Annotated in this window: 22 protein-coding genes and 1 riboswitch; of the genes, 13 read left to right on the plus strand and 9 right to left on the minus strand. The window is 68.2% G+C overall.

From position 1 onward, the window contains the following. Positions 1-4: 4 nt before the first annotated feature. The 3 genes from AC2ITM_RS01210 to aroC form a co-directional block, all read right to left on the minus strand. Complete coding sequence (locus AC2ITM_RS01210) at positions 5-271, minus strand: hypothetical protein (RefSeq protein WP_486468019.1); 267 nt, start codon at positions 269-271, stop codon at positions 5-7. Positions 272-397: 126 nt separating this feature from the next. Next, positions 398-1345 (minus strand): AEC family transporter, encoded by a 948-nt coding sequence (locus AC2ITM_RS01215; RefSeq protein ID WP_486468020.1) that lies wholly within the window; start codon positions 1343-1345, stop codon positions 398-400. A 1-nt stretch (position 1346) separates the two neighbouring features. Continuing rightward, a complete protein-coding gene (aroC, locus tag AC2ITM_RS01220) occupies positions 1347-2450 on the minus strand; it encodes a chorismate synthase (protein ID WP_486468021.1) in 1104 nt (367 codons plus the stop codon). Positions 2451-2634: 184 nt separating this feature from the next. Further along, positions 2635-2732: riboswitch (TPP riboswitch) on the plus strand. Between the two features lie 39 nt (positions 2733-2771). Here aroC and thiB point away from each other — a divergent pair. The 6 genes from thiB to AC2ITM_RS01250 all read left to right on the plus strand — a co-directional run bounded on the left by thiB (position 2772) and on the right by AC2ITM_RS01250 (position 10121). Continuing rightward, entirely contained in the window at positions 2772-3752 is a 981-nt protein-coding gene (thiB, locus tag AC2ITM_RS01225) for a thiamine ABC transporter substrate binding subunit (protein WP_486468022.1), read from the plus strand. Next, on the plus strand, positions 3728-5266 hold the full coding sequence (locus AC2ITM_RS01230) for a thiamine/thiamine pyrophosphate ABC transporter permease ThiP (RefSeq protein ID WP_486468023.1): 1539 nt from the start codon (positions 3728-3730) through the stop codon (positions 5264-5266). Before thiB ends, AC2ITM_RS01230 begins: the two co-directional genes overlap by 25 nt. Then, positions 5259-5954, plus strand: a complete 696-nt coding sequence (locus AC2ITM_RS01235; protein WP_486468024.1) for a thiamine ABC transporter ATP-binding protein — start codon at positions 5259-5261, stop codon at positions 5952-5954. The genes AC2ITM_RS01230 and AC2ITM_RS01235 overlap by 8 nt, the downstream gene beginning before the upstream one ends. Before the next feature lie 32 nt (positions 5955-5986). Continuing rightward, positions 5987-6658 carry a 2-dehydro-3-deoxygalactonokinase gene (locus AC2ITM_RS01240; protein ID WP_486469370.1) on the plus strand — a complete coding sequence of 224 codons (672 nt, stop codon included), beginning with the start codon at positions 5987-5989 and terminating at the stop codon, positions 6656-6658. A gap of 87 nt (positions 6659-6745) precedes the next feature. Further along, a complete protein-coding gene (gene deoC, locus AC2ITM_RS01245; RefSeq protein ID WP_486468025.1) occupies positions 6746-7750 on the plus strand; it encodes a deoxyribose-phosphate aldolase in 1005 nt (334 codons plus the stop codon). Between the two features lie 43 nt (positions 7751-7793). After that, complete coding sequence (locus tag AC2ITM_RS01250) at positions 7794-10121, plus strand: aldehyde dehydrogenase family protein (protein ID WP_486468026.1); 2328 nt, start codon at positions 7794-7796, stop codon at positions 10119-10121. Between the two features lie 136 nt (positions 10122-10257). Here the strand turns inward: AC2ITM_RS01250 and serB are convergent, their stop codons facing one another. The 3 genes from serB to AC2ITM_RS01265 form a co-directional block, all read right to left on the minus strand. After that, positions 10258-11133 carry a phosphoserine phosphatase SerB gene (serB, locus tag AC2ITM_RS01255; protein ID WP_486468027.1) on the minus strand — a complete coding sequence of 292 codons (876 nt, stop codon included), beginning with the start codon at positions 11131-11133 and terminating at the stop codon, positions 10258-10260. Positions 11134-11215: 82 nt separating this feature from the next. After that, positions 11216-12208, minus strand: a complete 993-nt coding sequence (locus AC2ITM_RS01260; RefSeq protein ID WP_486468028.1) for an MDR family oxidoreductase — start codon at positions 12206-12208, stop codon at positions 11216-11218. Positions 12209-12232: 24 nt separating this feature from the next. After that, on the minus strand, positions 12233-12988 hold the full coding sequence (locus AC2ITM_RS01265) for a FadR/GntR family transcriptional regulator (protein WP_486468029.1): 756 nt from the start codon (positions 12986-12988) through the stop codon (positions 12233-12235). A 154-nt stretch (positions 12989-13142) separates the two neighbouring features. Here AC2ITM_RS01265 and AC2ITM_RS01270 point away from each other — a divergent pair, with 154 nt between their 5' ends. Together AC2ITM_RS01270 and AC2ITM_RS01275 are read left to right on the plus strand one after the other, a co-directional pair. Beyond that, positions 13143-14522, plus strand: coding sequence for an FAD-binding oxidoreductase (locus AC2ITM_RS01270; protein ID WP_486468030.1), 1380 nt, complete (start codon positions 13143-13145; stop codon positions 14520-14522). Positions 14523-14550: 28 nt separating this feature from the next. Continuing rightward, on the plus strand, positions 14551-17916 hold the full coding sequence (locus AC2ITM_RS01275) for an indolepyruvate ferredoxin oxidoreductase family protein (protein ID WP_486468031.1): 3366 nt from the start codon (positions 14551-14553) through the stop codon (positions 17914-17916). A gap of 34 nt (positions 17917-17950) precedes the next feature. Here AC2ITM_RS01275 and AC2ITM_RS01280 read toward each other — a convergent pair whose 3' ends face one another. The 3 genes from AC2ITM_RS01280 to AC2ITM_RS01290 are packed head-to-tail and all read right to left on the minus strand — an operon-like array spanning position 17951 to position 20821. Beyond that, positions 17951-18760 carry an enoyl-CoA hydratase/isomerase family protein gene (locus AC2ITM_RS01280; protein WP_486468032.1) on the minus strand — a complete coding sequence of 270 codons (810 nt, stop codon included), beginning with the start codon at positions 18758-18760 and terminating at the stop codon, positions 17951-17953. Between the two features lie 9 nt (positions 18761-18769). Continuing rightward, the gene (locus AC2ITM_RS01285; RefSeq protein ID WP_486468033.1) at positions 18770-19681 is read right to left on the minus strand and encodes a pseudouridine-5'-phosphate glycosidase; all 912 of its coding nucleotides are present in this window, start codon (positions 19679-19681) and stop codon (positions 18770-18772) included. Positions 19682-19687: 6 nt separating this feature from the next. After that, positions 19688-20821, minus strand: coding sequence for a carbohydrate kinase (locus AC2ITM_RS01290; protein WP_486468034.1), 1134 nt, complete (start codon positions 20819-20821; stop codon positions 19688-19690). A gap of 161 nt (positions 20822-20982) precedes the next feature. Here AC2ITM_RS01290 and AC2ITM_RS01295 point away from each other — a divergent pair, with 161 nt between their 5' ends. The 5 genes from AC2ITM_RS01295 (at position 20983) to AC2ITM_RS01315 (ending at position 25808) form a co-directional block, all read left to right on the plus strand. Further along, positions 20983-21927, plus strand: a complete 945-nt coding sequence (locus AC2ITM_RS01295) for an isopenicillin N synthase family dioxygenase (RefSeq protein WP_486468035.1) — start codon at positions 20983-20985, stop codon at positions 21925-21927. Between the two features lie 78 nt (positions 21928-22005). Next, positions 22006-23043 carry an ABC transporter substrate-binding protein gene (locus tag AC2ITM_RS01300; RefSeq protein ID WP_486468036.1) on the plus strand — a complete coding sequence of 346 codons (1038 nt, stop codon included), beginning with the start codon at positions 22006-22008 and terminating at the stop codon, positions 23041-23043. A gap of 82 nt (positions 23044-23125) precedes the next feature. Further along, positions 23126-24184: an ABC transporter ATP-binding protein gene (locus AC2ITM_RS01305; RefSeq protein WP_486468037.1), complete on the plus strand. Its 1059-nt coding sequence runs from the start codon at positions 23126-23128 to the stop codon at positions 24182-24184. After that, positions 24184-25026 carry an ABC transporter permease gene (locus tag AC2ITM_RS01310; RefSeq protein ID WP_486468038.1) on the plus strand — a complete coding sequence of 281 codons (843 nt, stop codon included), beginning with the start codon at positions 24184-24186 and terminating at the stop codon, positions 25024-25026. The genes AC2ITM_RS01305 and AC2ITM_RS01310 overlap by 1 nt, the downstream gene beginning before the upstream one ends. Further along, positions 25026-25808, plus strand: coding sequence for an ABC transporter permease (locus tag AC2ITM_RS01315; RefSeq protein WP_486468039.1), 783 nt, complete (start codon positions 25026-25028; stop codon positions 25806-25808). The genes AC2ITM_RS01310 and AC2ITM_RS01315 overlap by 1 nt, the downstream gene beginning before the upstream one ends. The last annotated feature ends 166 nt before the right edge of the window (positions 25809-25974 follow it).

A 25974-nucleotide genomic window follows, 5' to 3' on the forward strand; every position in this document is an offset into this window, starting at 1 on the left:
CGACTCAGTTCAGGCGCATCTGCACCGGGATATGCACGGCGGCGGCTTCGACCGGCCCCGTGCCATCCGGCGGCAGGGCCCCGAACCACCCCGAGGCCAGGGCAAAGCTGCCCGCCGCCAGGGCAACGACACAAAGTGTGGAAATAAGCAGCCTGTCCATGTCCGGCCGCGTGGCATGTCCGGCGCTAACAGGTCGAATGCGAGGGATATTGGCCTGGGGCAGGGCGGTGACAGGCATGGCGGCAATCGCCGAAACGGGTCTGTGCATCATCAAAAATCTCCTCCGCGACAGGAGGTTACCCGGGACTCGGGCACCTTCGGCCGCTGTCTCGTCAATCCACGAAACAGGCTGCGGGGAAATCGTTAACAAATTGCAAATGCCGGGCGGCGGCTTTGGTTACAAAAGCAGCGTCATCAGCGCGGTCAGGGTGAAGAAGGCGCTCAGGGTGCAGATCATCACGGTCAGGGCGGCGGCGCCTTCATGGCCGGATCCCTGCGACAGCAGGGGGAAGACCCCGAAGACCGGCATCGCGGTCGACAGGATCAGCGCGGTGGCCATCTGTGGGCTGGCGGGGCCGGGCCAGCCCAGCAGTGCGAACAGGCTGATCAATCCGAAGGCAATGGCCGGATGCACCACCAGCTTGAACGCCGTGATCACCGAAGCCAGCCGGATGTTGCCGCGGATCGGCAGGCCGACCAGCGTGCCGCCCATGAAGAACAGCGCCAGCGGCGAGGCCGTGCGGGAAATCAGGTCGATCGGATGCTCGATCACCGGCGGCAGCGGCAGCCCCAGCACCGACCACAGCGCGCCCAGGATCAGCCCAAGGATCATCGGTCGCCTCAGCACCGACAGGACCAGCTGCAGGGCGCGTTTCCACACCGGCGCGCTGTCGCGCGGCCGCGCCGCCTCGACCAACATCAGCCCGATGGGGTTCAGCACGAAATTCTCGTTCAGCAGGCACATCGCCAGCACCGACGGGGCCTGATCGGGAAAGATCATCGACATCATCGGGAAGGCCAGGAAGGCCGAATTCGGCGTCGCCGACCCCAGCACCCCCACCGCGCGCCGCCCCGGCCCCAGTCCCCGCAGCCGCAGCAGGATCCAGATCAGTGCCTGGGTGCATAGGCCCGCGCAGACCAGCGTCAGCAGGAAACCCGGATCGACCAGCTGCCCGAAGGACTGGGTGGCGGTGGCATGGAACAGCAACAGCGGCAGCGCCAGCAGCATGACGAAATTGCCAAGCGCCGAAAGCTGGATCCTGTCGAAGACCTTCAGATACGTCAGCACATAGCCCAGGCCGACGATGGCGAAGATCGGGAAGGTGATCGACAGGATCGAGAGCATCTCAGCCGATCTTTCCGCCCGCATCCCCGATCTGGCCCCGGTGCAGCAGCAGGTGGTCCAGGATCACGCAGGCCATCATCGCCTCGGCGACCGGCACCGCGCGGATGCCGACGCAGGGGTCGTGGCGACCCTTGGTGATGATCTCGGTCGCCTGGCCGTCCTTGGTGATGGTCTGGCGGGTCTTCAGGATCGAGGACGTCGGCTTGACCGCGAAGCGCACGACGATCTCCTGACCGGTGGAAATCCCGCCCAGGATCCCCCCCGCATGGTTCGAGGAATAGACCGGCTGGCCGTCATTGCCGGGGAAGATCTCGTCGGCGTTTTCCTCGCCGGTCAGGCAGGCGGCATTCATGCCCTCGCCGATCTCGACGCCCTTGACGGCGTTGATCGACATCATCGCGGCGGCCAGATCGGTGTCCAGCTTGCCATAGATCGGCGCGCCCAGACCGGCAGGCACGCCCTTGGCGACCACCTCGACCACGGCGCCGACGGAATTGCCGGACTTGCGTAGATCGTCCAGGTAACCGGCCCAGCTCTCGGCTGCACCCGCATCGGGGCACCAGAAGGGGTTCTTTTCGATCTCGGCCGCATCAAAGGCGCTGCGGTCGATGCCATGCGGCCCGATCTGCGTCATGTAGCCCCGGATCTCGACCGAGGGCGCCAGCACCCCCAGCACCGCCCGCGCCAGCCCGCCCGCCGCGACCCGCGCCGCGGTTTCACGTGCCGAGGACCGCCCGCCACCGCGATAATCCCGGATGCCGTATTTCAGCCAGTAGGTGATGTCGGCATGGCCGGGGCGGAACTTTTCGGCAATGTCGCCGTAATCCTTCGACCGCTGGTCGGTGTTGCGGATCATCAGCTGCACCGGGGTGCCGGTGGTCTTGCCCTCGAAGGTGCCCGACAGGATCTCCACCTCGTCGGGCTCGCGCCGCTGGGTGGTGTATTTCGACTGGCCGGGCTTGCGGCGGTCCAGCCAGTACTGCAGCAGCTCGGGGTCCAGGTCCACGCCCGGCGGCACGCCATCCACCGTCGCGCCAAGCGCCGGCCCGTGGCTTTCGCCCCAGGTGGTGATACGGAAGAGATGACCGAAGGTATTCATGGACATGGGCGGACCTCCCCGGGGGCAACATTCACGTCCCGGTTACCCGATCCCCGCCCCTTGCGCAATTGCACAGCCGACCTCGACACCACGCCCCGCGCGCCCCTCTGCCCAGCCTTTCATCTTTCTCCAAATATGCCCGCCGGAGGCGCCCTCCACCTTGCGCAGCCCCCGCCCGCCCCCTACTGTCCGCCCCACCTCGGGGAGCCTTCGGGCTGAGATGCATACCGCGAACCCGTTGAACCTGATCCGGTTAGAACCGGCGGAGGGAAGGTCCGGCACCATGCCGCCATTCTGTCTCCGCCCGTCGCAAAAGGAAGTGATGCCATGTGGAAGCATCTCGTACTTGCCACGGGTTGCCTGCTGGCGAGCCAAGCCGCGGCCCAGACGCCCGTGCTCAACGTCTATACCTACGACAGCTTCAGCTCGGACTGGGGTCCGGGCCCGGCGATCGAAAAGGCCTTCGAGGCCCAGTGCGGCTGCGACGTGGTCTTCACCACCGCGGGCGACGGCGCGGCGCTCTTGTCCCGGCTGCGGCTGGAAGGCGCGCGCAGCAAGGCCGACGTGGTGGTGGGCCTTGATACGTCGCTGACCGCGCAGGCCAGGGGCACCGGCCTCTTCGCCCCCTCGGGCGTGACGGCCACCTACGACCTGCCCGTCACATGGGACGACGACACCTTCGTGCCCTTCGACTGGGGCTATTTCGCCTTCGTGGGCAATGCCGACGGTCCGAAACCGAAATCCTTCAAGGACCTCGCCGCCAGCAACGCCAAGATCGTGATCGAGGATCCCCGCAGCTCGACCCCCGGGCTGGGCCTTCTGCTGTGGATCAAGAAGGCCTATGGCGACCAGGCCCCCGAGATCTGGAAGGCGCTTGCCCACAACATCGTCACCGTCACCCCTGGCTGGTCCGAGGCCTATGGCATGTTCCTCAAGGGCGAGGCCGATCTGGTGCTCTCCTACACCACCTCGCCCGCCTATCACGTGATCGCGGAAAAGGACGACAGCAAGGTCGCTCTGCCCTTCGAGGAAGGCAACTACATGCAGGTCGAGGTCGCCGCGATGACCAGGACCGCCGCCCAGCCGAAGCTGGCGCAAGAGTTCCTTCAGTTCCTGGTGTCCGACAAGGTGCAGGCGCTGCTGCCGGAAACCAACTGGATGTACCCGGTGATCAAGCCCGCCCAGCCCCTGCCTGCGGCTTTCGACCAGATCGTGCCCGCCGACAAGGCCCTGCTGATGACCCCGCCCGAGGCCGAGGCCGCCCGCGCCCCCGCCCTTGAAGAATGGCGCACCGCCCTGTCGCGCTGAGGCAGGGCCTCGCGGGCAGTGCCGCAGGTCTGGTCCTGCTGGTGCTGTTCGCGCCCCTGGCCGCGATCCTGATCCGGGCGGGCGGTGGCAGCCTGCCGGGGCCCGCCGACTGGGCGGCGCTGCGCTTCACCCTGGTGCAGGCGGCGTTGTCCTCGGTTTGTTCCGTGGCGCTTGCCCTGCCGGTGGCGCGGGCCCTGGCGCGTCGGCGCTTTGCCGGGCGGCGCCTGTTCATCGCGCTGACGGGCGCGCCCTTCATCCTGCCGGTGATCGTCGCGGTCATGGGGTTGCTGGCGGTCTTCGGGGCACGTGGCCTGCTGAACACGGCGCTGGCGCATCTGGGGCTGGGCCCCTGGCGGATCTACGGGCTGCATGGGGTGGTGCTGGCGCATGTCTTCTTCAACATGCCGCTGGCGACGCGGATGCTCTTGCAGGGCTGGCAAGCGATCCCGGCGGAACGCTTTCGCCTGGCCGCCCAGCTGAACCTGCCGCCCGCCGCCACCTTCCGCCTGCTTGAGGTGCCGATGCTGCGCCAGGTGGTGCCGGGGGCGCTGGCGGCGATCTTTGCCATCTGCCTTGCCAGCTTTGCCGTGGCGCTGATCCTCGGCGGAGGCCCCCGCGCCACCACGGTGGAACTGGCGATCTTCCAGGCCTTCACCTTCGATTTCGACCTGGGCCGGGCGGCGGTGCTGGCCCTGTTGCAGACGGCGCTGGTGGCGGCTGCCGCGGTGCTGGCGCTGCTGGTGACGCGCACGGACGGCAGCGGCGCGGGTCTGGGCCGCAGCCTGCCGCGCCTGGATGCTCCCATAGGCTGGCGGCGCGGCGCGGATGCGCTGGTGCTGATCCTGTCGGGGGCCTTCCTGCTGGGGCCGATGCTGGCGCTGGTGGCGGCAGGCCTGCCGGGGATGGCGCAACTGCCGGGAACGCTCTGGGCGGCGGCGCTGAATTCCATCGTCGTGGCGCTGGGATCGGCGGCGCTGACCTGCGGGCTGTGCCTGGCGCTGGCGGCGGGCATGTCGCGGACCATCCAGGGCATCGGCCTTCTGCCACTGGCGCTGTCGCCGCTGGTGCTGGGCACCGGCTGGTTCCTGATCTTGAACCCGGTGATCGCGCCGGTGCGGCTGGCGCTGCCGATGGTGCTGCTGGTCAACACGCTGATGGCCACGCCCTTCTGCCTGCGCATCCTGGCCCCCGCCTATGCCCGTGCCGAAAGCGACCATGGCCGTCTGGCCGACCAGCTGGGCCTGCGGGGCACAGCCCGCCTGCGCTGGCTGATCCTGCCGCGCCTGCGCCCGGCGCTGGGCTTTTGCGCGGGCCTTGCGGCGGCGCTGTCGATGGGCGATCTGGGGGTCATCACCCTGTTCGGATCCCCCGACCGGGAAACCCTGCCGCTGCTGATGTACCGCCTGATGGGCGCCTACCGGACCGAGGCCGCCTCGGCCGTGGGGCTGATCCTGCTGGCGCTCAGCTTCGGCCTGTTCTGGCTGTTCGACCAGGGAGGCGGCCGCGATGCTTGAGCTGAAGGCCCTGAAGATCCGTCAGGACGATTTCCGCCTGTCGGCCGATTTCACCGTCCCCTCCGGTGCCCGGGTGGCGCTGCTGGGGCCTTCGGGGGCGGGCAAGTCGACGTTGCTGAACGCCATCGCGGGCTTTCTGGCCCCCGAGGCCGGGTCGATCCGCTGGCAGGGGCAGGCGCTGGACGGGCTGGCCCCGGGCGCGCGCCCGCTGGCGATGCTGTTTCAGGACGGCAACCTCTTTCCGCATCTCGACGTGGCGCGCAACGTGGCCCTCGGGATCAGTGCCGCGCGGCGGCTGACCCCCGACATGCGCGCCCGGGTCGAGGCCGCGCTGGCCCGTGTCGGGCTGGCGGGGATGGGGGCGCGAAAACCGGCGCAGCTGTCGGGCGGCCAGCAAAGCCGCGCGGCGCTGGCCCGGATCCTGGTGCAGGACCGGCCCCTGCTGCTGCTGGATGAACCCTTTGCCGCCCTTGGCCCCGCCCTGCGGGCCGAGATGCTGGATCTGGTGGCGGGGCTGGTCGCGGAAACCGGGGCGACGCTGCTGATGGTCAGCCATGCCCCCGAGGACGCCCGCCGCATCGCCGACCGCATCGTCCTGGTGGCCGATGGCGTGGCGCAGGCCCCGGCCCCGGCGCAGGCGCTGCTGGACAACCCGCCCGAGGCGCTGCGGCGCTACCTGGGCGATTGACCGGCAGCCCTCCCGGGCCTATCCCAGTGGCCATGACATGGCAGGGCTTTGAAATCGACACCGACCGGACCTGGGGTCCCGAAGGCAGCACGGCCCGCGCCGCCCTGCCGCCGGACCAGTGCCTGCTGGTGGGCGAGCCGACCGTGCCCGGCGACGGCCTGCCCGGCACCCTGCTGCCCGAGGCCCTGCCCGGCAACCATCAGGGCCGCCATCTGCCGCCGCTGGGCGGGCTATCGGCGCAGTGCCGGCTGCGGCTGCTGGGGTTCCAGACGCTGAACCCGCACTGGGACGGGCTGGCGCTGGTCGTGAAGGCCGAGCGCACCCATTGGGCGACGCTTTCGGCCGGAGAGGTCATTCACCTGCAGACCAGCGCCACCGGAGAGGTCGCGCGCGCCATGGGCTGTGCCGAGGCGGCGGCCGAAGGTCTGGACGAGGCGCTCAGCGATGCCGATCGGCTGCCCTTTGCGCTGGCGCAGCACCGCGACCCGGGCGCGCGCCTGGGCCTGCTGATCGGCGCCGAGATGGCCGCCGCGAAATCCCTCTGGCTGGGGCAGCAGGCCGTGCTGATCGGGCAGGGGCCTCTGGCGCGGGCCTATCTGGACGCGCTGCAGGGCCTTTACGTGCCGGTCACCGAGACCCGCGAAGAGATTTTGGTGCGCGAGGGCTTCCGCGCCCTTGCCCGCACGTTCCTGTCCCAGGACTGAGACCGCGCAAGACTTGCGCGGCGCCTGCGCTTCTGGAACAGTTGCGCCTTAGATCCTGATCGGATCGTCAGGTTTTCAGGAGGGGCCATGGGCAGTGACAAAGTGACCGGGAATGCGGGCCTGAGGGATCTGGCGCTGGTTCCGCAACATGAGCCGCGCAACCCCGGCATGGCGCTGGATCTGGACTGGGTGGCGGGCGCGCGGGCGAACCGCTCGGCGATCGAACGCCGCACCGCCAGCCTGCCGGGGCGCCGCAGCCTGAAGAAGGACCATCAGGCGGCGTGGCTGTGCCGGGCGATCAGCTGCATCGACCTGACGACGCTGGCGGGCGACGACACCGAAGGGCGCGTGCGGCGCCTTTGTGCCAAGGCGCGCCAGCCGGTGCGGGCGGATCTGCTGGAGGCGCTTGGGATGGAGGGGCTGACCACCGGCGCCGTCTGCGTCTACCACGACATGGTGGAGACGGCCGTGCAGGCGCTGCGGGGCTCGGGCATTCCGGTGGCGGCGGTGTCGACCGGGTTCCCGGCGGGGCTGTCGCCCTTCCCCCTGCGGCTGGCCGAGATCGGTGAAAGCGTGCAGGCGGGGGCGGCCGAGATCGACATCGTGATTTCCCGCCGCCACGTGCTGAGTGGCAACTGGCGGGCGCTCTATGACGAAATGCGGGCGTTCCGGGCGGCCTGCGGCGCGGCCCATGTGAAGGCGATCCTGGCGACCGGAGAGCTGGGCACGCTGCAGAATGTCGCCAAGGCGTCGCTGGTGTGCATGATGGCGGGGGCGGATTTCATCAAGACCTCGACCGGCAAGGAAAGTGTCAACGCGACCCTGCCCGTGAGCCTGGTGATGATCCGGGCGATCCGCGATTACCATGAACGCACCGGTGTGCGGGTGGGCTACAAGCCCGCCGGCGGGATTTCCAAGGCGAAGGACGCGCTGGTTTACCTGAGCCTGATCAAGGAAGAGCTGGGGGACCGCTGGCTGCGGCCCGATCTGTTCCGTTTCGGTGCCTCGTCCCTGCTGGGGGATATCGAGCGGCAGCTGGAGCATCATGTGACGGGCGCCTATTCGGCCGGCTGGCGTCACGCCGCTGGCTGATCGGGCGAATGCATATTTATGGAAAGATGAAACGGGGGCGGGGATGCGCGTGAAAGAGATCTTCGAGAGCATGGAATACGGTCCCGCGCCCGAGGCGGCGGGCGAGGCGCTGGCCTGGATCGCGGGGTTTGGCGGGCGGTTCGGCTGTTTCGTGGATGGGGCCTTTCAGGTGCCGGGAGAGGTGTTTGAGACCCGCAATCCGGCGACGGGGGCGGTGCTGGCGGAGGTGACGCAGGCCACTGCGGAGGATGTGGAGCGGGCGGTGGCCGCCGCGCGGGGGGCGCAGGGCAAGTGGCAGGCCTTGGGCGGCAAGGGCCGGGCGCGGGTGCTTTATGCCATTGCGCGGCTCTGCCAGAAGAATGCGCGCCTGATGGCGGTGCTGGAGACGCTGGATTGCGGCAAGCCCATCCGCGAGGCGCGTGATGTCGACCTGCCGCTGGTGGCGCGGCATTTCTACTACCACGCCGGGATGGCGCAGCTGTTCGAGGAAGAGATGCCGGGGCGCGAGGCCATCGGGGTCTGTGGCCAGGTGATCCCGTGGAATTTCCCGCTGCTGATGCTGGCCTGGAAGGTGGCGCCTGCGCTGGCGGCGGGCAATACGGTGGTGCTGAAGCCTGCGGAATGGACGCCGCTGACGGCGCTGCTGTTTGCCGACATTTGCCGTCAGGCCGGGGTGCCGAAGGGGGTGCTGAACATCGTCACCGGCGACGGTGCGGTGGGCGAGCGCCTGGTGGTCCACGAGGGCGTGGACAAGGTGGCCTTTACCGGCTCGACCGGGGTGGGACGCCGGATCCGCCGCCTGACCGCCGGGCAGGGCAAGGCCCTGACGCTGGAGCTGGGCGGCAAGTCGCCCTTCATCGTCTTCGAGGATGCCGATCTGGATTCGGCGGTCGAGGGGCTGGTCGATGCGATCTGGTTCAACGGCGGGCAGGTCTGCTGTGCCGGATCCCGCCTGCTGGTGCAGGAGGGCGTGGCGGAGCGCTTCCTGGCCAAGGTGAAGGCGCGCATGGCTGCGCTGCGGGTGGGCGATCCGCTGGACAAGGGGATCGACCTGGGGGCCATTGTCGATCCGGTGCAGCTGGCGCGGATCAGGGCGCTGGTCGAGGCCTCGGGTGGCGAGGTGTTCCAGCCCTGCGACCTGCCTGAGGGGTGCTATTACGGACCGACGCTGATCACCGGACTGGAGGCGCCGGACCTGCTGATGCAGGAGGAGATCTTTGGGCCTGTGCTGGTCTCGACCACCTTCCGGACGCCTGCGGAGGCCGTGCAGCTGGCCAATGATACCCGTTATGGCCTGGCGGCGAGCGTTTGGAGCGAGAACATCAACCTGGCGCTCGATATCGCGCCGAAGCTGGTCGCGGGGGTGGTCTGGATCAACGGGGCGAACATGTTCGACGCGGCGGCGGGCTTTGGCGGTCTGCGCGAAAGCGGGTTCGGGCGCGAGGGTGGCCCCGAGGGGCTGCGCGCCTACACGAAGCCTGCGGGCAAGCGCAAGCCGCTGAAGCCGGTGAAGGCGATGACCGGGGAGCCGGGGGCGCAGGCCGGGCTGGACCGGACGGCGAAATTCCTGATCGGCGGCAAGCAGGTGCGCCCGGATGGTGGGCAGGTGCGCGCGGTCTATGGCCGCAAGGGGCTGGCCGGTCAGGTGGGCATCGCCGGAAGGAAGGACATCCGCAACGCGGTCGAGGCGGCCCGGGGGGCTGCCGGCTGGGCGGGCACGACGGCGCATCTGCGGGCGCAGATCCTCTACTACATCGCAGAGAACCTCGAGGCGCGGGGGACGGAATTCGCCGCCCGGATCGAGGATCTGACGGGGGTGAAGCACGGCGCCCGCGAGGTCGAGTTCGCCGTGTCGCGGCTGTTCAGCTACGGCGCCTGGGCGGACAAGTTCGGCGGCGACCTGCGGCAGGTGCCGATGCGGGGCATGGCGCTGGCGCTGCGCGAACCGGTGGGGGTGATCGGGGCGCTGTGTCCTGAAGAGGCGCCGCTGCTGGGGCTGGTCAGCCTGATGGCGCCGGCCATCGCCATGGGCAACCGGGTGGTGCTGGTCACCGGAGAGGCCGCGCCGCTGGTCGCGGGCGACTTCTGCCAGGTGCTGGAGACCTCGGACGTGCCGGGCGGCGTGGTCAACATCCTGTCGGGACCCCATGCAGAGCTGGCGCCCGTCCTGGCGGCCCATATGGACGTGGATGCGGTCTGGAGCTTCTCGGGGGCAGATGTGAGCGCGGTGATCGAGGCGCAAAGCGCGGGCAGCCTCAAGCGGACCTGGGTCAACGATGGCTTCGCGACGGACTGGGAGGGCTTCGAGGGGCGCGATATGCTGGAACAGGCGACCGAGGTGAAGACGGTCTGGGTGCCATACGGGGCGTAGAGGGGGCTCTGCCCCCGTCTCCTGCGGAGACTCCCCCGGAGTATTTCGGGTCAGATGACAGGGGAACTGCGCCGGCTCCGAAGGAGGCGGCAGGGGCGGCCCCGGCTCGATGCCGGGGGCGCCCCTCCCTTCGGAATCAGGCGGCGAAGTCGGTTTTCGCGTAGCCTTGCAGGTAGAGAAGCGCGGTCAGGTCGCCGAAGTTCACCCGGACCTCGCATTGCGCGGCGACCGAGGGCTTGGCGTGCAGTGCCACGCCCGTGCCTGCGCGGGTCAACATGCCAAGGTCGTTGGCGCCGTCGCCCACGGCGATGACCTCGGCCTCGGTCAGGCCCAGCCTGGCGGTGATCTCTTCCAGCGCCTGGACCTTGGCCTCGCGGCCCAGGATCGGGCGGCCCACTTCGCCGGTCAGGGTTTCTTCGGCGTGGATCAGCGTGTTGGCGCGGTTCTCGTCAAAGCCCAGGCGTGCGGCCACGGCCTGGGTGAAGGCGGTGAACCCGCCCGAGACCAGCGCGCAATAGCCGCCCTCGGCCTTCATCGTTGCCAGCAGCGTCGGGCCGCCGGGCATCAGGGTGATGCGGGTTTCCAGCACCTTGTCGATCACGGAAAGCGGCAGGCCCTTCAGTAGGCCGACGCGCTCGGTCAGGGCGCCTTCGAAGTCCAGTTCGCCGTTCATGGCCCGGGCGGTGATGTCCTTCACCCGCGCGCCGACGCCGGCCTCGTCGGCCAGTTCGTCGATGCATTCCTGGCAGATCATCGTCGAATCCATGTCCGCCAGCAGCATCCGTTTCCGGCGCCCTGCGGTGTCCTGGATGTTCAGGTCGATCTGCATCTTCTGCAGGTCCGCCCAGACCGAACGGAAATTGTCCGGGATCGCGGGCAGGGTGAATTCGGCTGCCTCATCGGGCGCGAGCCAGGTGACCTCTCCGCCGCCCCAGGCGTTGCGCAGGGGGGCGATCAGCGCGGGGTCGAGGCCGCGGGTCACGGGGCTTTTCAGCAATGTTGCAGTGTACATGGCCTCTCCTTCGGTTTGGGGGCGTTTAAGCACGCGCGCCTGCGAAGGGGAAGGGGCGGCGAGGCGCGCCGCCCCGGGGGGATCAGACCGTGACCACGACGCGGCCGCGGATCCGGCCCGCGATGATGTCCGAGGCGAGCTGCGGCAGGTCCGCGAAGGGATGGACCGTGTACATCGTCGCCAGCAGCGCCGGGTCCAGATGGTCGGCCAGCAGCTGCCAGGCGGCCTCGCGCTTGGTCCGGGGGGCCATCACGGAATCGATCCCCAGCAGCGCCACGCCGCGCAGGATGAAGGGCATGACGCTGGTCGGCAGGTCGGCGCCGCCCGCCAGCCCGCAGGCCGCCACCGCGCCCCCCGTCTGCACCTGGGCCAGCACGTTCGCCAGGGTATGAGAGCCCACCACGTCGACCGCGCCCGACCAGCGTTCCGCCTGCAGCGGCTTGCCCGCCTCGGCCAGCTCGGCCCGATCCAGGAAGGCCGTGGCGCCCAGTTTCGACAGGTAGTCATGGGTCTCGGGGCGCCCCGTCACGGCGGTGACCGGATAGCCCAGGGCCGACAGAAGCGCGATTGCGACCGAACCGACACCGCCTGCAGCCCCGGTGACCAGAACCGGCGCGCCGTCCTTCGAGATCGAGCCGTGATCCAGCAGCGCCTGCACGCAAAGCGCGGCCGTGTAGCCCGCCGTGCCGATCGCCATCGCCTGTTCCGGGCTGAAGGCCGGGGGCAGGGGCAGCAGCCATTCGGGCTTCAGCCGCTGGAATTTCGTGAAGGCGCCCTGTTCGGTTTCGCTCAGGCCCCAGCCGTTCAGGATCACCTTGTCACCGGGCTGCCATTCGGCCGAGGCGCTTTCGACCACCGTGCCGGCCAGGTCGATCCCGGCGATCATCGGCAGGCGGCGGGCGATCCGGCCCTTGCCGGTGATCGACAGCCCGTCCTTGTAGTTGACGGTCGAGTGGCTGATCTCGACCAGCACCGGGTAATCCGGCAGATCCGCCAGCGTCAGCGGCGTGATCTGGGCCTTGGTCTTGCGCTCGCCCGCATCGGTGATGACCATGGCGTCGAAGGTATCGGACATGATGTGCCCTTTCTGTCTGGGGTGTCACGCCCCGGGGCCAGAGGTCCCGCGGGCTTCGCGCGCCGCCTGTGAGGCGCGGTAGTTCTGGGTCAGATGCGCGATCAGCCGGTCGAAGGCCATGCGCGCGGCGGCCGCGTCGCGGGCCTCGACGGCCTGCAGGATCTGGCCGTGCAGGGTCGTCGTCTCGGCGCGGACGCGCTGGCGGACGACGATCATGTTCAGGATCGGGATGAAGCTTTCGATCACCGTGCCCATCATCAGCCGCAGCGGCCCGTTGCGCCCGGCATCGACCAGCGCCCGGTGGAACCGCACGTCCGAGGCGCAGAAATCGGTATCCGCCAGTCCGGCATCGCGCTGCAGCGCCAGTTCCGCCCGCATCCTGGCCAGGTCGTCGTCGTCCCGCTGGGCGCAGGCCAGTTCCAGACACAGCGATTCCGTGCGGTGGCGGGCGGTGATCATCTCGTCAAAGTCGAAGGCGCCCATGCCCACCAGCAGCGTGGTCGAGGCCGAATGCTGGTCCACCAGCTCGTCGACCTCGGGCATCTTGACGAAGTTGCCGCCCGTGGGGCCGCGCCGCGAATGGATCAGGTTCAGCGCCGCCAGACGCTTCAGCGCCTCGCGCACGGTGGGCCGCGAGACGCCGAAACGCGCTGCCAGCTCCTCTTCTCCTGGCAGGCGGTCATCGGCCTTCAGCCGCCCGTCGAGGATCGCCGCGCGGATTTCATCCGCGACCTGACGCGCCAGCCCCGCCGTGACAACCTGCCCGAATTTTACACTCATCTGCCCGTCCCGCGGTCCGAAGATCGCCCCGGTCAGGGCGAAAAGAATAATAGGTTTGACAAATATGGATATGAGCGCATGGAATGGGGGTATGTCCATAGCAAATTTGCCAAAACACCGTGGGTGCGGCGGCGGGCCTTCGGAAAACGACCAAATGACTGACAGTTGTATCGACGCCGACGCCCTGGATGCCCTGCTGCGGCGTCTGGTGGATCTGCCTCCGGCGGCGGTGCTGCATGGCGACGGCATCGGGGCGGGCTATGGCCATGATGAGACAGGCAACCTGTCGTGCCTGCCGATCCTTGTGCTGCGCCCGGCCTGCACCGAAGAGCTGTCGCGGATGCTGGCCGCGTGCCACGATCTGGGCGTGCCGGTGGTGGTGCAGGGCGGCCGCACCGGCCTGTCGAACGGCGCCACCCCCCGCGAGGGCGAGGTGGCGATCAGCCTGGAACGGATGACGCGCCTCGATCCGGTCGATCCGGTGGCGGGCACGGTGGTGGCCGAGGCAGGCGTCAGCCTGCAGCGCGTGCAGGAGGCGGCGCTGGCCGCGGGCCTGTCGTTCGGCGTCGACATCGGCGCGCGCGGCACGGCGACGGTGGGCGGCATCTGCGCCACCAATGCGGGCGGGCTGAACGTGATCCGCAACGGCATGACGCGGGCGCATGTCGTCTCGTTGCAGGTGGTGCTGGCCGATGGCCGGGTGCTGGGGCACACGCGCAGCCTGGCCAAGGACAATTCGGGCTTTGATCTGAAACAGCTTTTCATCGGCTCCGAGGGGGTTCTGGGCGTCGTGACCCGGGTCTGCCTGGCGCTGAAACCCGCTCCGGGGCCGGCGGCGACCCTATTTGGCACCGCCCCCGGGATCGCTGCCGCCCGGGATCTGCTGGCGCGCCTGCGCCGCGACGCCCCCGGCGCCCTGCTGGCGTTCGAGATCATCGACCAGCCGCTGTTCGCCCGCATCCTTGCCGCCGGGCACCGCGCCCCGGTCGCCCCCGGCCCCCTGCAATTGCTGATCGAGCTGGAAGAAGGCCCCGACCCCGAGGCCCTTCCCGCCCTGCTGATGCAGGCGCTGGAGGCCGAGGAGCTGTCGGATGCCACCCTTGCTAGTTCCGGCGCCCAGCGTCAGGCGCTGTGGGCCCTGCGCGAAGCCTGCGCCGAGGCGGTCTTTTCCATGGCCGCCCCCGTGGGCTTTGACATCGGCCTGCCCACCGCGCAGATGGAGGCGTTCCTCGACAAGGCCCGCGCCCGCATCGCCGCCGCCCACCCCGAGGCCCGCGCCTATGTCTTTGGCCATCTGGGCGACGGCAACCTGCATTACATCGTCGACACCGACCACCCGGCCGAGGTCGCGCAGATCGTCTTCACCGCGCTTGCGGACCATGGCGGCGCCATCACCGCCGAACACGGCCTTGGTCGCGAGAAGGGCAAGTACCTGCCGCTGGTGCGCAGCCCGGCCGAACTGGACGTGATGCGCGGCCTGAAACAGCTTTTCGATCCCCGGGGCATCCTCAACCCCGGCCGCGTCCTGCCCTGAGCAGCCGCCAAGACCCAAGGGACCCGCCATGAGCAAACCCGACACGCTTTCCCCCAAGACCGCCCCGATGGCCTTCCTGTCCGGCAACCAGGCGCTGGCGAAACTGCCGGTGCTGATGCGCCAGCGCGACGCGGCGGCGGGGCTGAACACGGCGGGCTATGTGACGGGCTATCGCGGATCGCCACTGGCGCAACTGGATCGCGAGATGACGCGCCAGAAGGACAGCCTGGCCGAGGGGCACATCCATTTCCACCCCGCCCTGAACGAGGATCTGGCCGTCACCGCCGCCTGGGGCACCCAGCAAAGCGCCCTGTTCCAGGGCGTCCGCTACGACGGCATCTTTGCCATGTGGTACGGCAAGGGGCCGGGCGTGGATCGCAGCATCGACGCCTTCCGCCATGCCAATGCCGATGGCACCAACCCCCATGGCGGGGTGCTGGCGCTGATGGGCGATGACCATGGGGCGGTGTCCTCGACCCTGCCGCACCAGACCGAACATGACATGATCGCGGCGCAGATCCCGGTGATCGCCCCGGCGGGGGTGCAGGACTATCTGCGCTTCGGCCTGCTGGGCTGGGAGATGTCGCGCGCCGCCGGAACCTGGGTCGGCTTCAAATGCCAGACCGAGGTTGTCGAAAGCTCCTCGACCGTGTCGCTGGAGGGGCTGATGGACCCCGCCATCCTGCCCGAGATCCCGGAAAACCTGTCGCTGCGCTGGCCAGACGGCCCCTTCCCGAAAGAGGCCCGGCTGGAAAAGAAACTTCGCGTGGCGCAGGCGTTCGCGCGGCTGAACGGCCTTGATGAAAGCCATGGCACGGGGCACGCTCGGCTGGGGCTGGTGGCCTCGGGCAAAAGCTGGCTGGACCTGCGGGCGGCGCTGGACCTGCTGGGTCTCGACGAAGACGATCTGGGCCAATACGGCATCCGGCTGCGCAAGGTGGGTCTGGTCTGGCCGCTGGAACCCGAGGGGCTGCGCGCCTTCGCGGCGGACTGCGACGAACTGCTGGTGATCGAGGAAAAGCGCCCCGTCATCGAGGATCAGGTGAAATCCCTGCTGTTCAACGCCGATCCGCGCCCCAAGGTCAGCGGCAAGACGGCCCCCGATGGCGCGCCGCTGCTGTCGGCGCTTGGCGAACAGACCCCTCACATGGTGGCCCGCGCCATCCTGATGCGCCTGCCCGAAGACCTGCGCGCGCGCATCCCCGGCCACATTCCCGACGCCCCGGCGCCGAACCTGAAACCCCTGCCCGAGATGAACCGAGACCCCTATTTCTGCTCGGGCTGCCCGCATTCGATTTCCACCCGCCTGCCCGAGGGCAGCCGCGCCACCACCGGCATCGGCTGCCACATGATGGTGATCGGCGTCGAGGGGCGCGAGACCTCGACCTTTACCCAGATGGGCGCCGAGGGCATCAGCTGGCTGGGCCTTGCGCCCTTCACCGATGAAAAGCACATCTTTGCCAACATGGGCGACGGGACGTTCTTCCATTCCGGCCTGCTGGCGATCCGCGCGGCCATCGCGGCGCAGGTCAACATCACCTACAAGGTGCTTTTCAACGATGCGGTCGCGATGACCGGCGGCCAGCCCCATGACGGCGAACTGACTGTGCCCAAGGTCGTGGCCTCGGTCTTGGCCGAGGGCGCGCGCGAGGTCGTCGTGGTGGCCGAACAGCCCGAGCGCCACAAGGGCGCCCTGCCGGCCCATGTGCAGGTCTATCACCGCGACCGTCTGGACGAGGTGCAGCGCCACCTGCGCGAGGTCGAGGGCACCACCGTTCTGGTCTTCGATCAGGTCTGCGCCGCCGAGAAACGCCGCCGCCGCAAGGCCGGCGAATTCCCCAAGATCAGCACCCGCGTCTTCATCAACGATCTGGTCTGCGAGGGCTGCGGCGATTGTTCCGCGCAATCGGGCTGCATCTCGATCGAGCCGAAGGACACCCCCCTTGGCCGGAAACGAGAGATCAACCAGAGCAGCTGCAACGGCGATCAAAGCTGTCTGAAGGGGTTCTGCCCCAGCTTCGTCACCATCGAGGGCGGCAGCCTGCGCAAGCCCGCCGCAAAGCGCGCCGAGGCCGAGGCGGCGCCGATCCCCGATCCCGTGGTGCCTGCGGTCGATGGCGTCTTTTCCCTGCTGGTGGCGGGGATCGGCGGCACTGGCGTGCTGACGGTCAGTCAGGTTCTGGCCAAGGCCGCGCATCTGGACGGGCTGGCGGTGCAGTCGCTCGATCAGACGGGTCTGGCGCAGAAGAACGGCGCCGTGGTGGGCCACCTGCGGCTGGCGCGCGATCCCCATGCCCTGACGGCGGCCCGCGTGGGCGAGGGGCAGGCGGATCTGGTCCTCGCCTTCGACATGCTGGTGGCGCAGTCGGCGAAGGTGCGGCCCTCGGTCCGCGCCGGGCGGACGCAGGTGGTGGTGGATGACCGGCTGGCCCCGAACGCCAGCTTCGTGCAGAACACCGCCATGGCCTTCCGCAAGGATGCCGCGCTGAAGGTGCTGGCGGGGCTGGTGGGGCCGGGCGCCTGCCGTCCCGTCGCCGGGACCGAGATGGCCCTGGGCCTGATGGGCGATGCGATCGCGACCAACCTGCTGATCCTGGGGACCGCCTGGCAGGCGGGGCTGGTGCCGATCAGCGCCGCCGCCCTGCGCAAGGCCATCGGCGGCGCCCGCGGCGGCGAGGCGAACCTTGCGGCCTTCGACTGGGGCCGCCGGGCGTATCTGGATCCGCAGGGCGTGCTGGCGCTGGCCCATGCGGTGGTGCCCGCCCCGGGCGAACCGGCCGAGGAAACGCTGGATGCCTTCGTGGCCCGCCGCGCCTCTTATCTGAAGGGCTACCAGTCGGGGCGCTATGCGAAACGCTACCTGAAGCTGGTCGAGCGGGTCCGGGCCGCCGAAGGCCCCCTGGGCGAGGCGCTGACCCGCGCCGTCGCGACCACGGCCTTCCGCCTGATGGCCTACAAGGATGAATACGAGGTCGCCCGGCTGCATCTGGACGCCAGCCAGAAGGCCCGCATCGCCGAGACCTTCGAGGGCGATTACAAGATCCGCTATCACCTTGCCCCGCCGGTGATTTCGAAACCCGACGGGCGCACGGGGCGGCCTGCGAAACGGGCCTTCGGGGCAAGGATGGACACCGGTTTCCGGGTGCTGGCGGCGATGAAGGGGCTGCGGGGCACGCCGCTCGATCCGTTCGGGCGCACCGACGAACGCCGGATGGAACGCGCGCTGATCTCGGAGTTCGAGGCCGAGGTGCAGGCCCTGATCGCCGGGCTGTCGCCCGAAACCCACGCCCGCGCCGTCCAGATCGCCGAGCTGCCGCAGATGATCCGCGGCTTCGGCCCGGTCAAGGAGGCCTCGGTCGAACGTTACCGGGCCGCCCGTGCCCAGCTGGGCTGAAAGGGGCCGGGGCGATCCGCCCCGGCGCCATCGCTCAGTCGAGGCCCCTGAAGGGCGAATCCCGGTATTCCAGGTATTCCTTCAGGGTCATCTTGGCGAGCTTGCGCATCCATTCCTCGCCCTCGGTCGTGACATGCAGACCGGCGATCGAGGTGATGTTGTAGTCGAACGACGCCTGCAGACCGGCGACCAGCTGCTGGTTGTTGATCGACTTCTTGGTGTATTTCAGCGCCGGGGTCGGCATCCGCGCCATCTTGCGCGCCAGGTTTTCCGAGCGCAGCTTCAGCTCGTCCGCGGGGACGACCTTGTTGATCAGGCGCATCTTGTCGGCTTCCTGGGCGTCGATGATGTCGCCGGTGAACATCAGGTAGCGCACGTCGCGGGTGTGCAGCAGCCAGGGCATCATCAGCGCCGGCGGGCCCGAGTTGTGGCGCACCTCGGGTTCGCCGAACCTGGCGGTATCGGCGGCAATCGCCAGGTCGCAGGACATCATCAGCTCCAGCGCGCCTGCCAGGCAATAGCCGTTCACCGCCGCGATCACCGGGATCGGCGCCTTCCAGATGTTCAGAAGGGCGGTGGCGTTTTCCGTCATGTCTTCGACCCAAAAGTCGAAATCCACGACGAAATCGCCGCCCTGCAGGTCATAGCCCGAGGAAAACGCCCGCCCCGCGCCGGTGATGATCAGCGCGTTCACATCCGGGTCGGCGACGGCGGCAGCCACCGCCGCGTCGATCTCGCGGATGCAGGTCTTGTTCATCGCGTTCAGCTTGTCGGGCCGGTTCAGCGTGATGGTGGCGAACTTGTCGTGTTCGTCCTTGGTGTAAAGGATGGTCTCGTAGGTCATGATCGGTCCTCAGGCCACCAGCGCCAGGGCGATCCGGGCGGCCAGGCGGGCATTGTTGCGCACCAGCGCGATGTTGGCCTTCAGGCTGCGGCCCTCGGACTTTTCGTTGATGCGCGCCAGCAGGAAGGGCGTCAGCTCCTTGCGGGACACGCCCTGGGCGTCGGCTGCGGCCACGGCCTCGTCGATGATGGCGTCGATCTCGGTATGCGAGAGGGCGTCTTCTTCGGGGACGGGGTTGGCGACCAGGATGCCGGTGCCGGCCTTGATGGCGGTGTGCGCGTTCATCATCGCGGCGATGTCGGCGGCATCGTCCAGACGGTGATCGGCCTTCTGGCCGCTGTCACGGCAGAAGAAGGCGGGGAAGGCGTCGGTGCCGTAGGCCACGACCGGAACCCCCTGGGTTTCCAGGAATTCCAGCGTCTTCGGAATGTCGAGGATGGATTTCACCCCGGCACAGACCACGGCGACCTCGGTCTTGCCCAGTTCAGACAGGTCGGCGGAAATGTCGAAGGTCTCTTCCGCGCCGCGGTGCACGCCGCCGACGCCGCCGGTGGCAAAGACGCGGATGCCGGCCATCTCGGCCACGCGCATGGTGCAGGCGACCGTGGTGCCCGCCCATTGCTTCTTGACCATGGCCACGGCCAGATCCCGGGAGCTGGCCTTAACCACACCCTTGGCCTGCGCCAGCGTGTCCAGTTCGGCATCGGTCAGGCCGACCTTGATGCGGCCCTCGATCACGGCGATCGTGGCGGGCACGGCGCCAAGCGCGCGGATGTCGCCTTCGACCATGCGGGCGGTTTCCAGGTTCGCCGGATAGGGCATCCCGTGGGTGATGATGGTCGATTCCAGCGCCACGACGGCACCGCCGGCCTTCAGCGCGGCTTCGACTTCGGGGGAGAGTTCAAGAAGAGGGGCGGTCATGCAGGTTTACTCCGCTGCGGGGTGCAGCTCAGCCGGGGAAAGGCGGTGCTGGCTGGTTTCAAGAAGCTGCGCGCTGAGATCGGCGCGCACGGTTGTTGCGGTTTCGACGCTGAGCGCGGCCAGAAGCGCGCCGGTGCGGGCGGCCTCGGGCAGGGCGGCGCCGCCGATCAGCGCGTGCAGGGTGCCCGCGATCATGCCGTCACCCGCGCCGGTCACCTCGACCGGATGGGCGGGCACGGCGGGGATGAAGGCGCGGGTCTGGCCTTCGCTGACGGCAAGGCCGGTGGCGCCCGCGCTGACCACGACGCCCGCGGCGCCGCGCATCCGCAGCTGGTCGGCCGCCGCCAGCGCCCCGTCGCGCCCCGAAGGGTGGTCGGCGCCCAGATAGCCGTTCGCCTCGTCGAGGTTCATGAACAGCCAGTCGATGCCGGTCAGATCCTGCGGCAGCTTGCGCGCCTTGTGGGTCGAGACCGGATCGACGGCCAGCCGGAACCGGCTGCCCTTGGCGCGTTCGATCAGCGCCAGGATCGTGTCGATGGGCGGGTTGCAGTCGGCAAAGACCATCGTCGCGCCCAGGATGTGCGACCAGGCGCGGTCCAGCCGTTCGGGGCCCAGCTCATCAAAGATTTCCATGTCGGCGATGCCCAGCTCCAGATCACCCCCGGGCGAAAGGATGGCGCAGTATTCTGCGGTCGAGCGGCGCGCGGACAGGCTGACCTGGCTGACATCCACCCCGCGGCTGCGCAGGTGGTCCAGCATGTGGCGGCCGGTCTCGTCTTCGCCCACGACGGACAGGAAACTGGTGGCGCGGCCCAGAAGGGCCAGGTTTTCCGCCACGTTGCGCGCCACGCCGCCATGCGAATGGAACCCCTCGGCCGGGTTCGAGGTGCCGCGCTGCAACCCGTCCTTGGCCCGGTACTTGCGGTCCAGAACCGCGCCGCCGATGCAGATCACGCGCTCGGGTTCGGGCAGCACATAGCCCCGGCCCAGGATGTAGCCCTTGCGCGTCAGCGACACGATATGCGCCGCCACCGTCGAGCGCGCGATGCCCATCTGGTCCGCGGTCTCTTGCTGGCCCGCGAAGGGGTTCTGCGTGATGTGCCTGAGGATTGCTGCCTCAAGCGGCGAAAGCTCGTCCATGCGGCGCCTTTCAGGGTTTGGATCGGGATTTTTCTAGACAACAACAGTTTTGCTCGTCAACAAGTGTTTTGCGACGAGCCGCTGGGACGGCCCACCGGCTTGAAAACAGGACGTTTTGCAGGACCCGGCGCCAGGGTGGCAGTCGGGCAGGGGGGTGTGTCATGACAAGCGACACGATCGACATGATTCCGGTGGTGGACATTTCCGCCTTCATCGCGGGCGATGCGGGCGCCGCCGAAGTGGTGCGCCAGATCGGCACGGCGGCCACGCAATCGGGCTTTTTCCTGGTCACGGGCCATGGCGTCGACGGGGCGGTGACGAAACGCCTCTACGACCTGGCGCATGACTTCTTCGACGAGCCCCAGGACTGGAAGACCACCATCGGCCAGGGCAAGGGCGTGACCGGGGGCCTGGCCTTCGCACCGATGAAGCAGGAGGCGCTGGCGGGCACGCTGGGGCTGAAGACCCCGGGCGACCTGAAGGAAAGCCTGAACTTCGGTCCTCTGCTGGCCGGCGACACCTGGCCCGACCGCCCCACCGGCATCGAGACCGCCTTCCGCGCCTATTTCGCCGAGATGGAAACCCTGGCCCGTCACCTGCGCGCGATCTTCTGTTCCGCCATCGGGCTGGCGCCGGACCATTTCGAACCGGCCTTCGAAAACCACCTCTCGGCGCTGCGGGTGATCAACTACCCCGAACAGTCCGAGGCGCCCGAGCCCGGGCAGCTGCGCGCCGGGGAACATACCGATTACGGCTTCATGACCATCCTGCGCTCCGAGGCCTCGGCCGGTGGTCTGCAGGTGCGCCGCCGCGATGGTGTCTGGCTGGACGCGCCCAATATCGAGGGCGCCTATGTGGTCAACATCGGCGATGCCTTCATGCGCTGGTCGAACGACGAATGGGTCAGCACGCCGCACCGCGTCGCCAACCCGCCCTCGGGGTTCAAGGGCACCGCACGGCGCCAGTCGATCCCCTTCTTCCTGAACCCCTCGGCCGAAACGATGATCGAATGCCTGCCGCCCTTTGCCAAGGACGGCGCGAAATACGACCCCATCAGCTTTGCCGACTACATCGCGCTGAAGACCAGCCAGGCCTTCGGCGCCTGACACGACCCCCGGAGAAGGGCGGCGCCAGATCGCCCCTCCGTCCCGGCCACCGACAGACCGACCAACTTGGAGAACCAGATGACCATCACCAGACGTCAGGCCCTGCAGGGCATGGGGGCCATGGGCCTTGCCTCTCTGCTGCCGCGCTATGCCTTTGCCCAGGATGCCGAAACCCTCGTCGTGCCGACCCTCGGCGGCGTGTGGGAACAGTTCTGGCGCGACAACATCGCCCCCGCCTTCGAGAAGAAGTCGGGCGCCAAGGTGACGCTTGATGTCGGCAACGGCCGCGTCTTCGGCGCCAACCTGCGTGCCGCCGGTGTCGACAACCCGCCCTATTCCATCGTCATGACGAACGAGGTCTTCGCCCAGGGCCTGCGCAAGGACGGCTATTTCGAAAAGCTGGATCTGGCGAAGCTGCCCAATTACGCCGACCTCTATCCGATCGCCAAGACGGCGGATGGCTATGCGCTGGTGGCGGCCTATTCGCCGATCGGCATCGGCTACCGCGCCGACGTGCTGACCAAGAAACCCACCGGCTGGCACGATTTCTGGGACAATTCCGACGTGAAGGGGCAGATCGGCCTCTACAACTTCGCCAACTCGGCCGGCAAGATGGAGCTGCTGCTGTTCTCGAAGATGTTCGGCAAGGACCAGTACGACACCGAGGCGGGCTTTGCCGCGCTCAAGAAGCTGGGCAGCACCATCCAGGTCGACATCAACCTGTCGACCGCGCTGGCGCAGGGCGAGATCGTCATCGCCCCCTTCGACTTTGCCGAGATCGCCCGCCTGAAAAAGCAGGGCCTGCCGGTCGATTACATCATCCCCGAAGAGGGGCTGCTGGCCTATGACCAGACGATGAACATCACCGCCCATGCGCCCCACAAGGACTTGGCCTATGCCTATATCGACTTCCTGATCTCGGCCGAGATCCAGGAGATGATGATGAAGCAGTTCTACATCTCGCCCACCAACTCCAAGGTGGTGGTGCCGGACGACCTGAAGGAACAGGTGCCGGTGTCGGGCGCGGGCATGGACAAGATCCTGCAGTGGGACTGGGCCTTCGTGAACGACAATCAGGACAAGCTGTCCGAGGAATGGGCCAAGCAGGTGGGCTGAGGCCCGCGCGCAGCCAGTGGCCGGGGCGCATTGCGTGCCCCGGCCTTTCGATGAAGACCAAGACCCCAGGACAGGCAAGCAGATGACCGAAGTAAGGTTGGACGGGCTGACCAAGATCTACGCAGGCTCGAAGGCGGCGGTGGATGCGATTTCACTGACGATCCCTTCGGGGCAGTTCGTCTCGCTGCTGGGGCCGTCGGGCTGCGGCAAGACCACGACGCTGAAGATGCTGGCCGGGTTCGAGGATGTCACCCGCGGCGCCATCGTCTTTGACGGCCAGGACGTGGCCCATGTGCCGGCGGAAGACCGCGACATCGGCATGGTGTTCCAGAACTACGCGCTGTTCCCGCACATGACGGTGTTCCAGAACCTGGCCTTCGGGCTGGAGATGCGCAAGATCCCCAAGCCCGAGATCAAGCGCCGCGTCCAGGCCACGCTGGAGATGGTGCAGCTGGACCACCTGTCGGGCCGCTACCCGGCGCAGCTGTCGGGGGGCCAGCAGCAGCGCGTCGCCATCGGCCGCGCCCTGGTGATCGAGCCGCGCATCCTGCTGCTGGACGAGCCGCTTGCCAACCTTGACGCCAAGCTGCGCGAGGAGATGCGGGTGTTCATCCGCGACCTGCAAAAGCGCGTCGGCATCACCACGGTCTACGTCACCCATGACCAGGCCGAGGCGATGACCATGTCGGATCTGGTGGTGGTGATGTTCGATGGCCGCATCGCCCAGGCGGGCGCCCCGGCCGACATCTACGAAAAGCCGCGCTCGGCCACGGTGGCGGGCTTCGTGGGGCAGGTGAACCTGATCCCCGCCGTGGTCGAGGCGCATCGCCCCGATCATGTCGACACCCCCTTCGGAGAGATCCCGCTGCCCTTCGCCGCCCGTCCGGGGGCAAAGGTGACGCTGGTGCTGCGCCCCGAGGCCGTCGACCTGCACCCCCACACCACCCCCCATGGCCTGCCCGCGACCATCGTCGGCCTGCAGTATTCCGGCGCTATCGTCGACTATGTGCTGGAATTCGGCGACGGCCGCCGGATGGATGTCAAGACGATCCCGCGGCACCGGTTCCTGCTGGGGGACATGGTGCGGCTGTCGGTCGATCCGTCGCGCTTCTGGATGCTGGACGAAGAGGAGGCGCGCTGATGCGCCAGCGCACCGCCATCCTGCTGCTGCTGCCCGCGGCGGTCCTGCTGACCGTCTTCCTGGCCATTCCCTATGTCACGGTGATCACCTCGGCCTTCCGGGTGCCGGGGCAGGGGACGCCCTTCGGCCAGGGCTACACGCTGGGCAATTTCGGCCGCATCTTCTCGCAATGGTATTACATCGGGCAGGCGCTGAACACGATGCTGATCGGCGCGGTGACGACGCTGGTGACGCTGCTGATCGCGCTGCCGGTGGCCTTTCAGCTGGCCCGGCCAAAGCTGTTCCTGCGGGGGCTGGCCTATGGCATCGTGCTGTCGCCGCTGCTGGTGGGCATCGTCATCCGCAGCTACGGCTGGACGATCCTGCTGGGCAACAACGGCGTCATCAACAAGACCCTGAGGGGCTGGGGGCTGATCGACCACCCGCTACCGCTGATGTACAACACGCTGGGCATCATCATCGCGCTGACCCATGTCTTCCTGCCCTTCATGATCCTGCCGATCATGAGCGCGGTGCAGGGCATCGACCCCTCGGTGCCGGCTGCCGCGCGCTCGCTGGGGGCCAAGCGGTTCACCGTGATCCGCCGGGTGCTGCTGCCGCTGGCGATGCCAGGCATTCAGTCCGGCTGCATCCTGGTCTTCGTGCTGTCGCTGTCGTCCTACGTGACGCCGGCGCTGATCGGCGGCTTCCGGGTCAAGACGACGGCCGTCACCGTGGTCGATGCGATGCTGGACACCTTCCAGTGGCCCTTCGGGGCGGCGCTGGCGCTGACGCTGGCGGCCTTGGGCGGCGGGACGGTGATCCTGTTTGCCCGCCTGACCCGGATCAAGTGGAAATCATGATGTCGCGCTGGACCCTGAATATCTTCTGCCTGCTGGTCTATGTCTTCCTGATGGCGCCGATCATCGTCGTCATCGGGGCATCCCTGAACGCCGGCGCCTTCCTGACCTTCCCGCCGCAGGGCCTGTCGCTGCGCTGGTACGTGACCTTCTTCCACAACGAGGTCTTCATCCGCGCCATCGGCACCTCGCTTTGGGTGGCGGCGGTGGCGACGTTCTTCTCGGTGATCATCGGCACCATGGCGGCGCTCTACTACGTGCATTTCGCCGGCCGCCGGAAGGAACTGGTGCGCATCGCGCTGATCTCGCCGCTGCTGCTGCCCGAGATCCTGACCGCCATCGCGCTGCTGTTCTTCCTTTATGGCGTGGGCATCGGCACCAAGACGCTGTTCGGGATGCTGGTGGGCCATGTGCTGATGACGCTGCCCTTCGTCTTCATGAACGTCTCGGCCAGCCTGGAAAGCTTTGACACCGACTGGACGATGGCGGCGCGCTCGCTGGGGGCAAAGCCCCTGGTCCGCTTCCGCCGCATCGTGCTGCCGCTGATCAAGCCGGGGCTGATCGGGGGCACGCTGTTCTCGTTCGTGATCTCGTTCGACATCTACACGATCTCGCTGCTGCTCAAGAGCATCGGCACCGCGACCCTGCCGATCCAGCTGTTCGACTACCTGAAGACCAACTACACCCCCGAGGCCGCGGCCGTGTCGTCGGTGTCGATCGTGGTGACGCTGGCGGTGGTGATCTTCGTCGAGAAGGTCGTGGGCCTGAAGGTCCACAAGTTCTGACGCATCGCTTTCTCTGCCCCGGGCCCGCTGCTCCCCCCTTCCAACGCGGGTCCGGGGATTTTTGTCCGAAAGCGACACTTCGGGGGCGGCTTGCGAAATCCCTTGCGTGCCCCGGGGGAATCCTCTACAGCCCCAAGCGGGACACCCTTCCCCAACGAAGGGCTTT

The sequence above is a fragment of the Pseudooceanicola sp. NS-SX9 genome, from assembly GCF_057380705.1.

Bases quoted from the DNA above. Each gene is read 5' to 3' on its own strand.
- AC2ITM_RS01235 (WP_486468024.1), top strand. From the start codon at position 5,259: ATGCTTGAGCTGAAGGCCCTGAAGATCCGTCAGGACGATTTCCGCCTG.
- AC2ITM_RS01230 (WP_486468023.1), top strand. From the start codon at position 3,728: ATGGCGCACCGCCCTGTCGCGCTGAGGCAGGGCCTCGCGGGCAGTGCC.
- AC2ITM_RS01275 (WP_486468031.1), top strand. From the start codon at position 14,551: ATGAGCAAACCCGACACGCTTTCCCCCAAGACCGCCCCGATGGCCTTC.
- AC2ITM_RS01210 (WP_486468019.1), bottom strand. From the start codon at position 271: ATGATGCACAGACCCGTTTCGGCGATTGCCGCCATGCCTGTCACCGCC.
- AC2ITM_RS01250 (WP_486468026.1), top strand. From the start codon at position 7,794: ATGCGCGTGAAAGAGATCTTCGAGAGCATGGAATACGGTCCCGCGCCC.
- AC2ITM_RS01285 (WP_486468033.1), bottom strand. From the start codon at position 19,681: ATGACCGCCCCTCTTCTTGAACTCTCCCCCGAAGTCGAAGCCGCGCTG.
- AC2ITM_RS01265 (WP_486468029.1), bottom strand. From the start codon at position 12,988: ATGAGTGTAAAATTCGGGCAGGTTGTCACGGCGGGGCTGGCGCGTCAG.
- serB (WP_486468027.1), bottom strand. From the start codon at position 11,133: ATGTACACTGCAACATTGCTGAAAAGCCCCGTGACCCGCGGCCTCGAC.
- AC2ITM_RS01240 (WP_486469370.1), top strand. From the start codon at position 5,987: ATGACATGGCAGGGCTTTGAAATCGACACCGACCGGACCTGGGGTCCC.
- thiB (WP_486468022.1), top strand. From the start codon at position 2,772: ATGTGGAAGCATCTCGTACTTGCCACGGGTTGCCTGCTGGCGAGCCAA.
- AC2ITM_RS01215 (WP_486468020.1), bottom strand. From the start codon at position 1,345: ATGCTCTCGATCCTGTCGATCACCTTCCCGATCTTCGCCATCGTCGGC.
- AC2ITM_RS01315 (WP_486468039.1), top strand. From the start codon at position 25,026: ATGTCGCGCTGGACCCTGAATATCTTCTGCCTGCTGGTCTATGTCTTC.
- AC2ITM_RS01270 (WP_486468030.1), top strand. From the start codon at position 13,143: ATGACTGACAGTTGTATCGACGCCGACGCCCTGGATGCCCTGCTGCGG.
- deoC (WP_486468025.1), top strand. From the start codon at position 6,746: ATGGGCAGTGACAAAGTGACCGGGAATGCGGGCCTGAGGGATCTGGCG.
- AC2ITM_RS01295 (WP_486468035.1), top strand. From the start codon at position 20,983: ATGACAAGCGACACGATCGACATGATTCCGGTGGTGGACATTTCCGCC.
- AC2ITM_RS01260 (WP_486468028.1), bottom strand. From the start codon at position 12,208: ATGTCCGATACCTTCGACGCCATGGTCATCACCGATGCGGGCGAGCGC.
- AC2ITM_RS01305 (WP_486468037.1), top strand. From the start codon at position 23,126: ATGACCGAAGTAAGGTTGGACGGGCTGACCAAGATCTACGCAGGCTCG.
- AC2ITM_RS01280 (WP_486468032.1), bottom strand. From the start codon at position 18,760: ATGACCTACGAGACCATCCTTTACACCAAGGACGAACACGACAAGTTC.
- AC2ITM_RS01310 (WP_486468038.1), top strand. From the start codon at position 24,184: ATGCGCCAGCGCACCGCCATCCTGCTGCTGCTGCCCGCGGCGGTCCTG.
- AC2ITM_RS01300 (WP_486468036.1), top strand. From the start codon at position 22,006: ATGACCATCACCAGACGTCAGGCCCTGCAGGGCATGGGGGCCATGGGC.
- aroC (WP_486468021.1), bottom strand. From the start codon at position 2,450: ATGTCCATGAATACCTTCGGTCATCTCTTCCGTATCACCACCTGGGGC.
- AC2ITM_RS01290 (WP_486468034.1), bottom strand. From the start codon at position 20,821: ATGGACGAGCTTTCGCCGCTTGAGGCAGCAATCCTCAGGCACATCACG.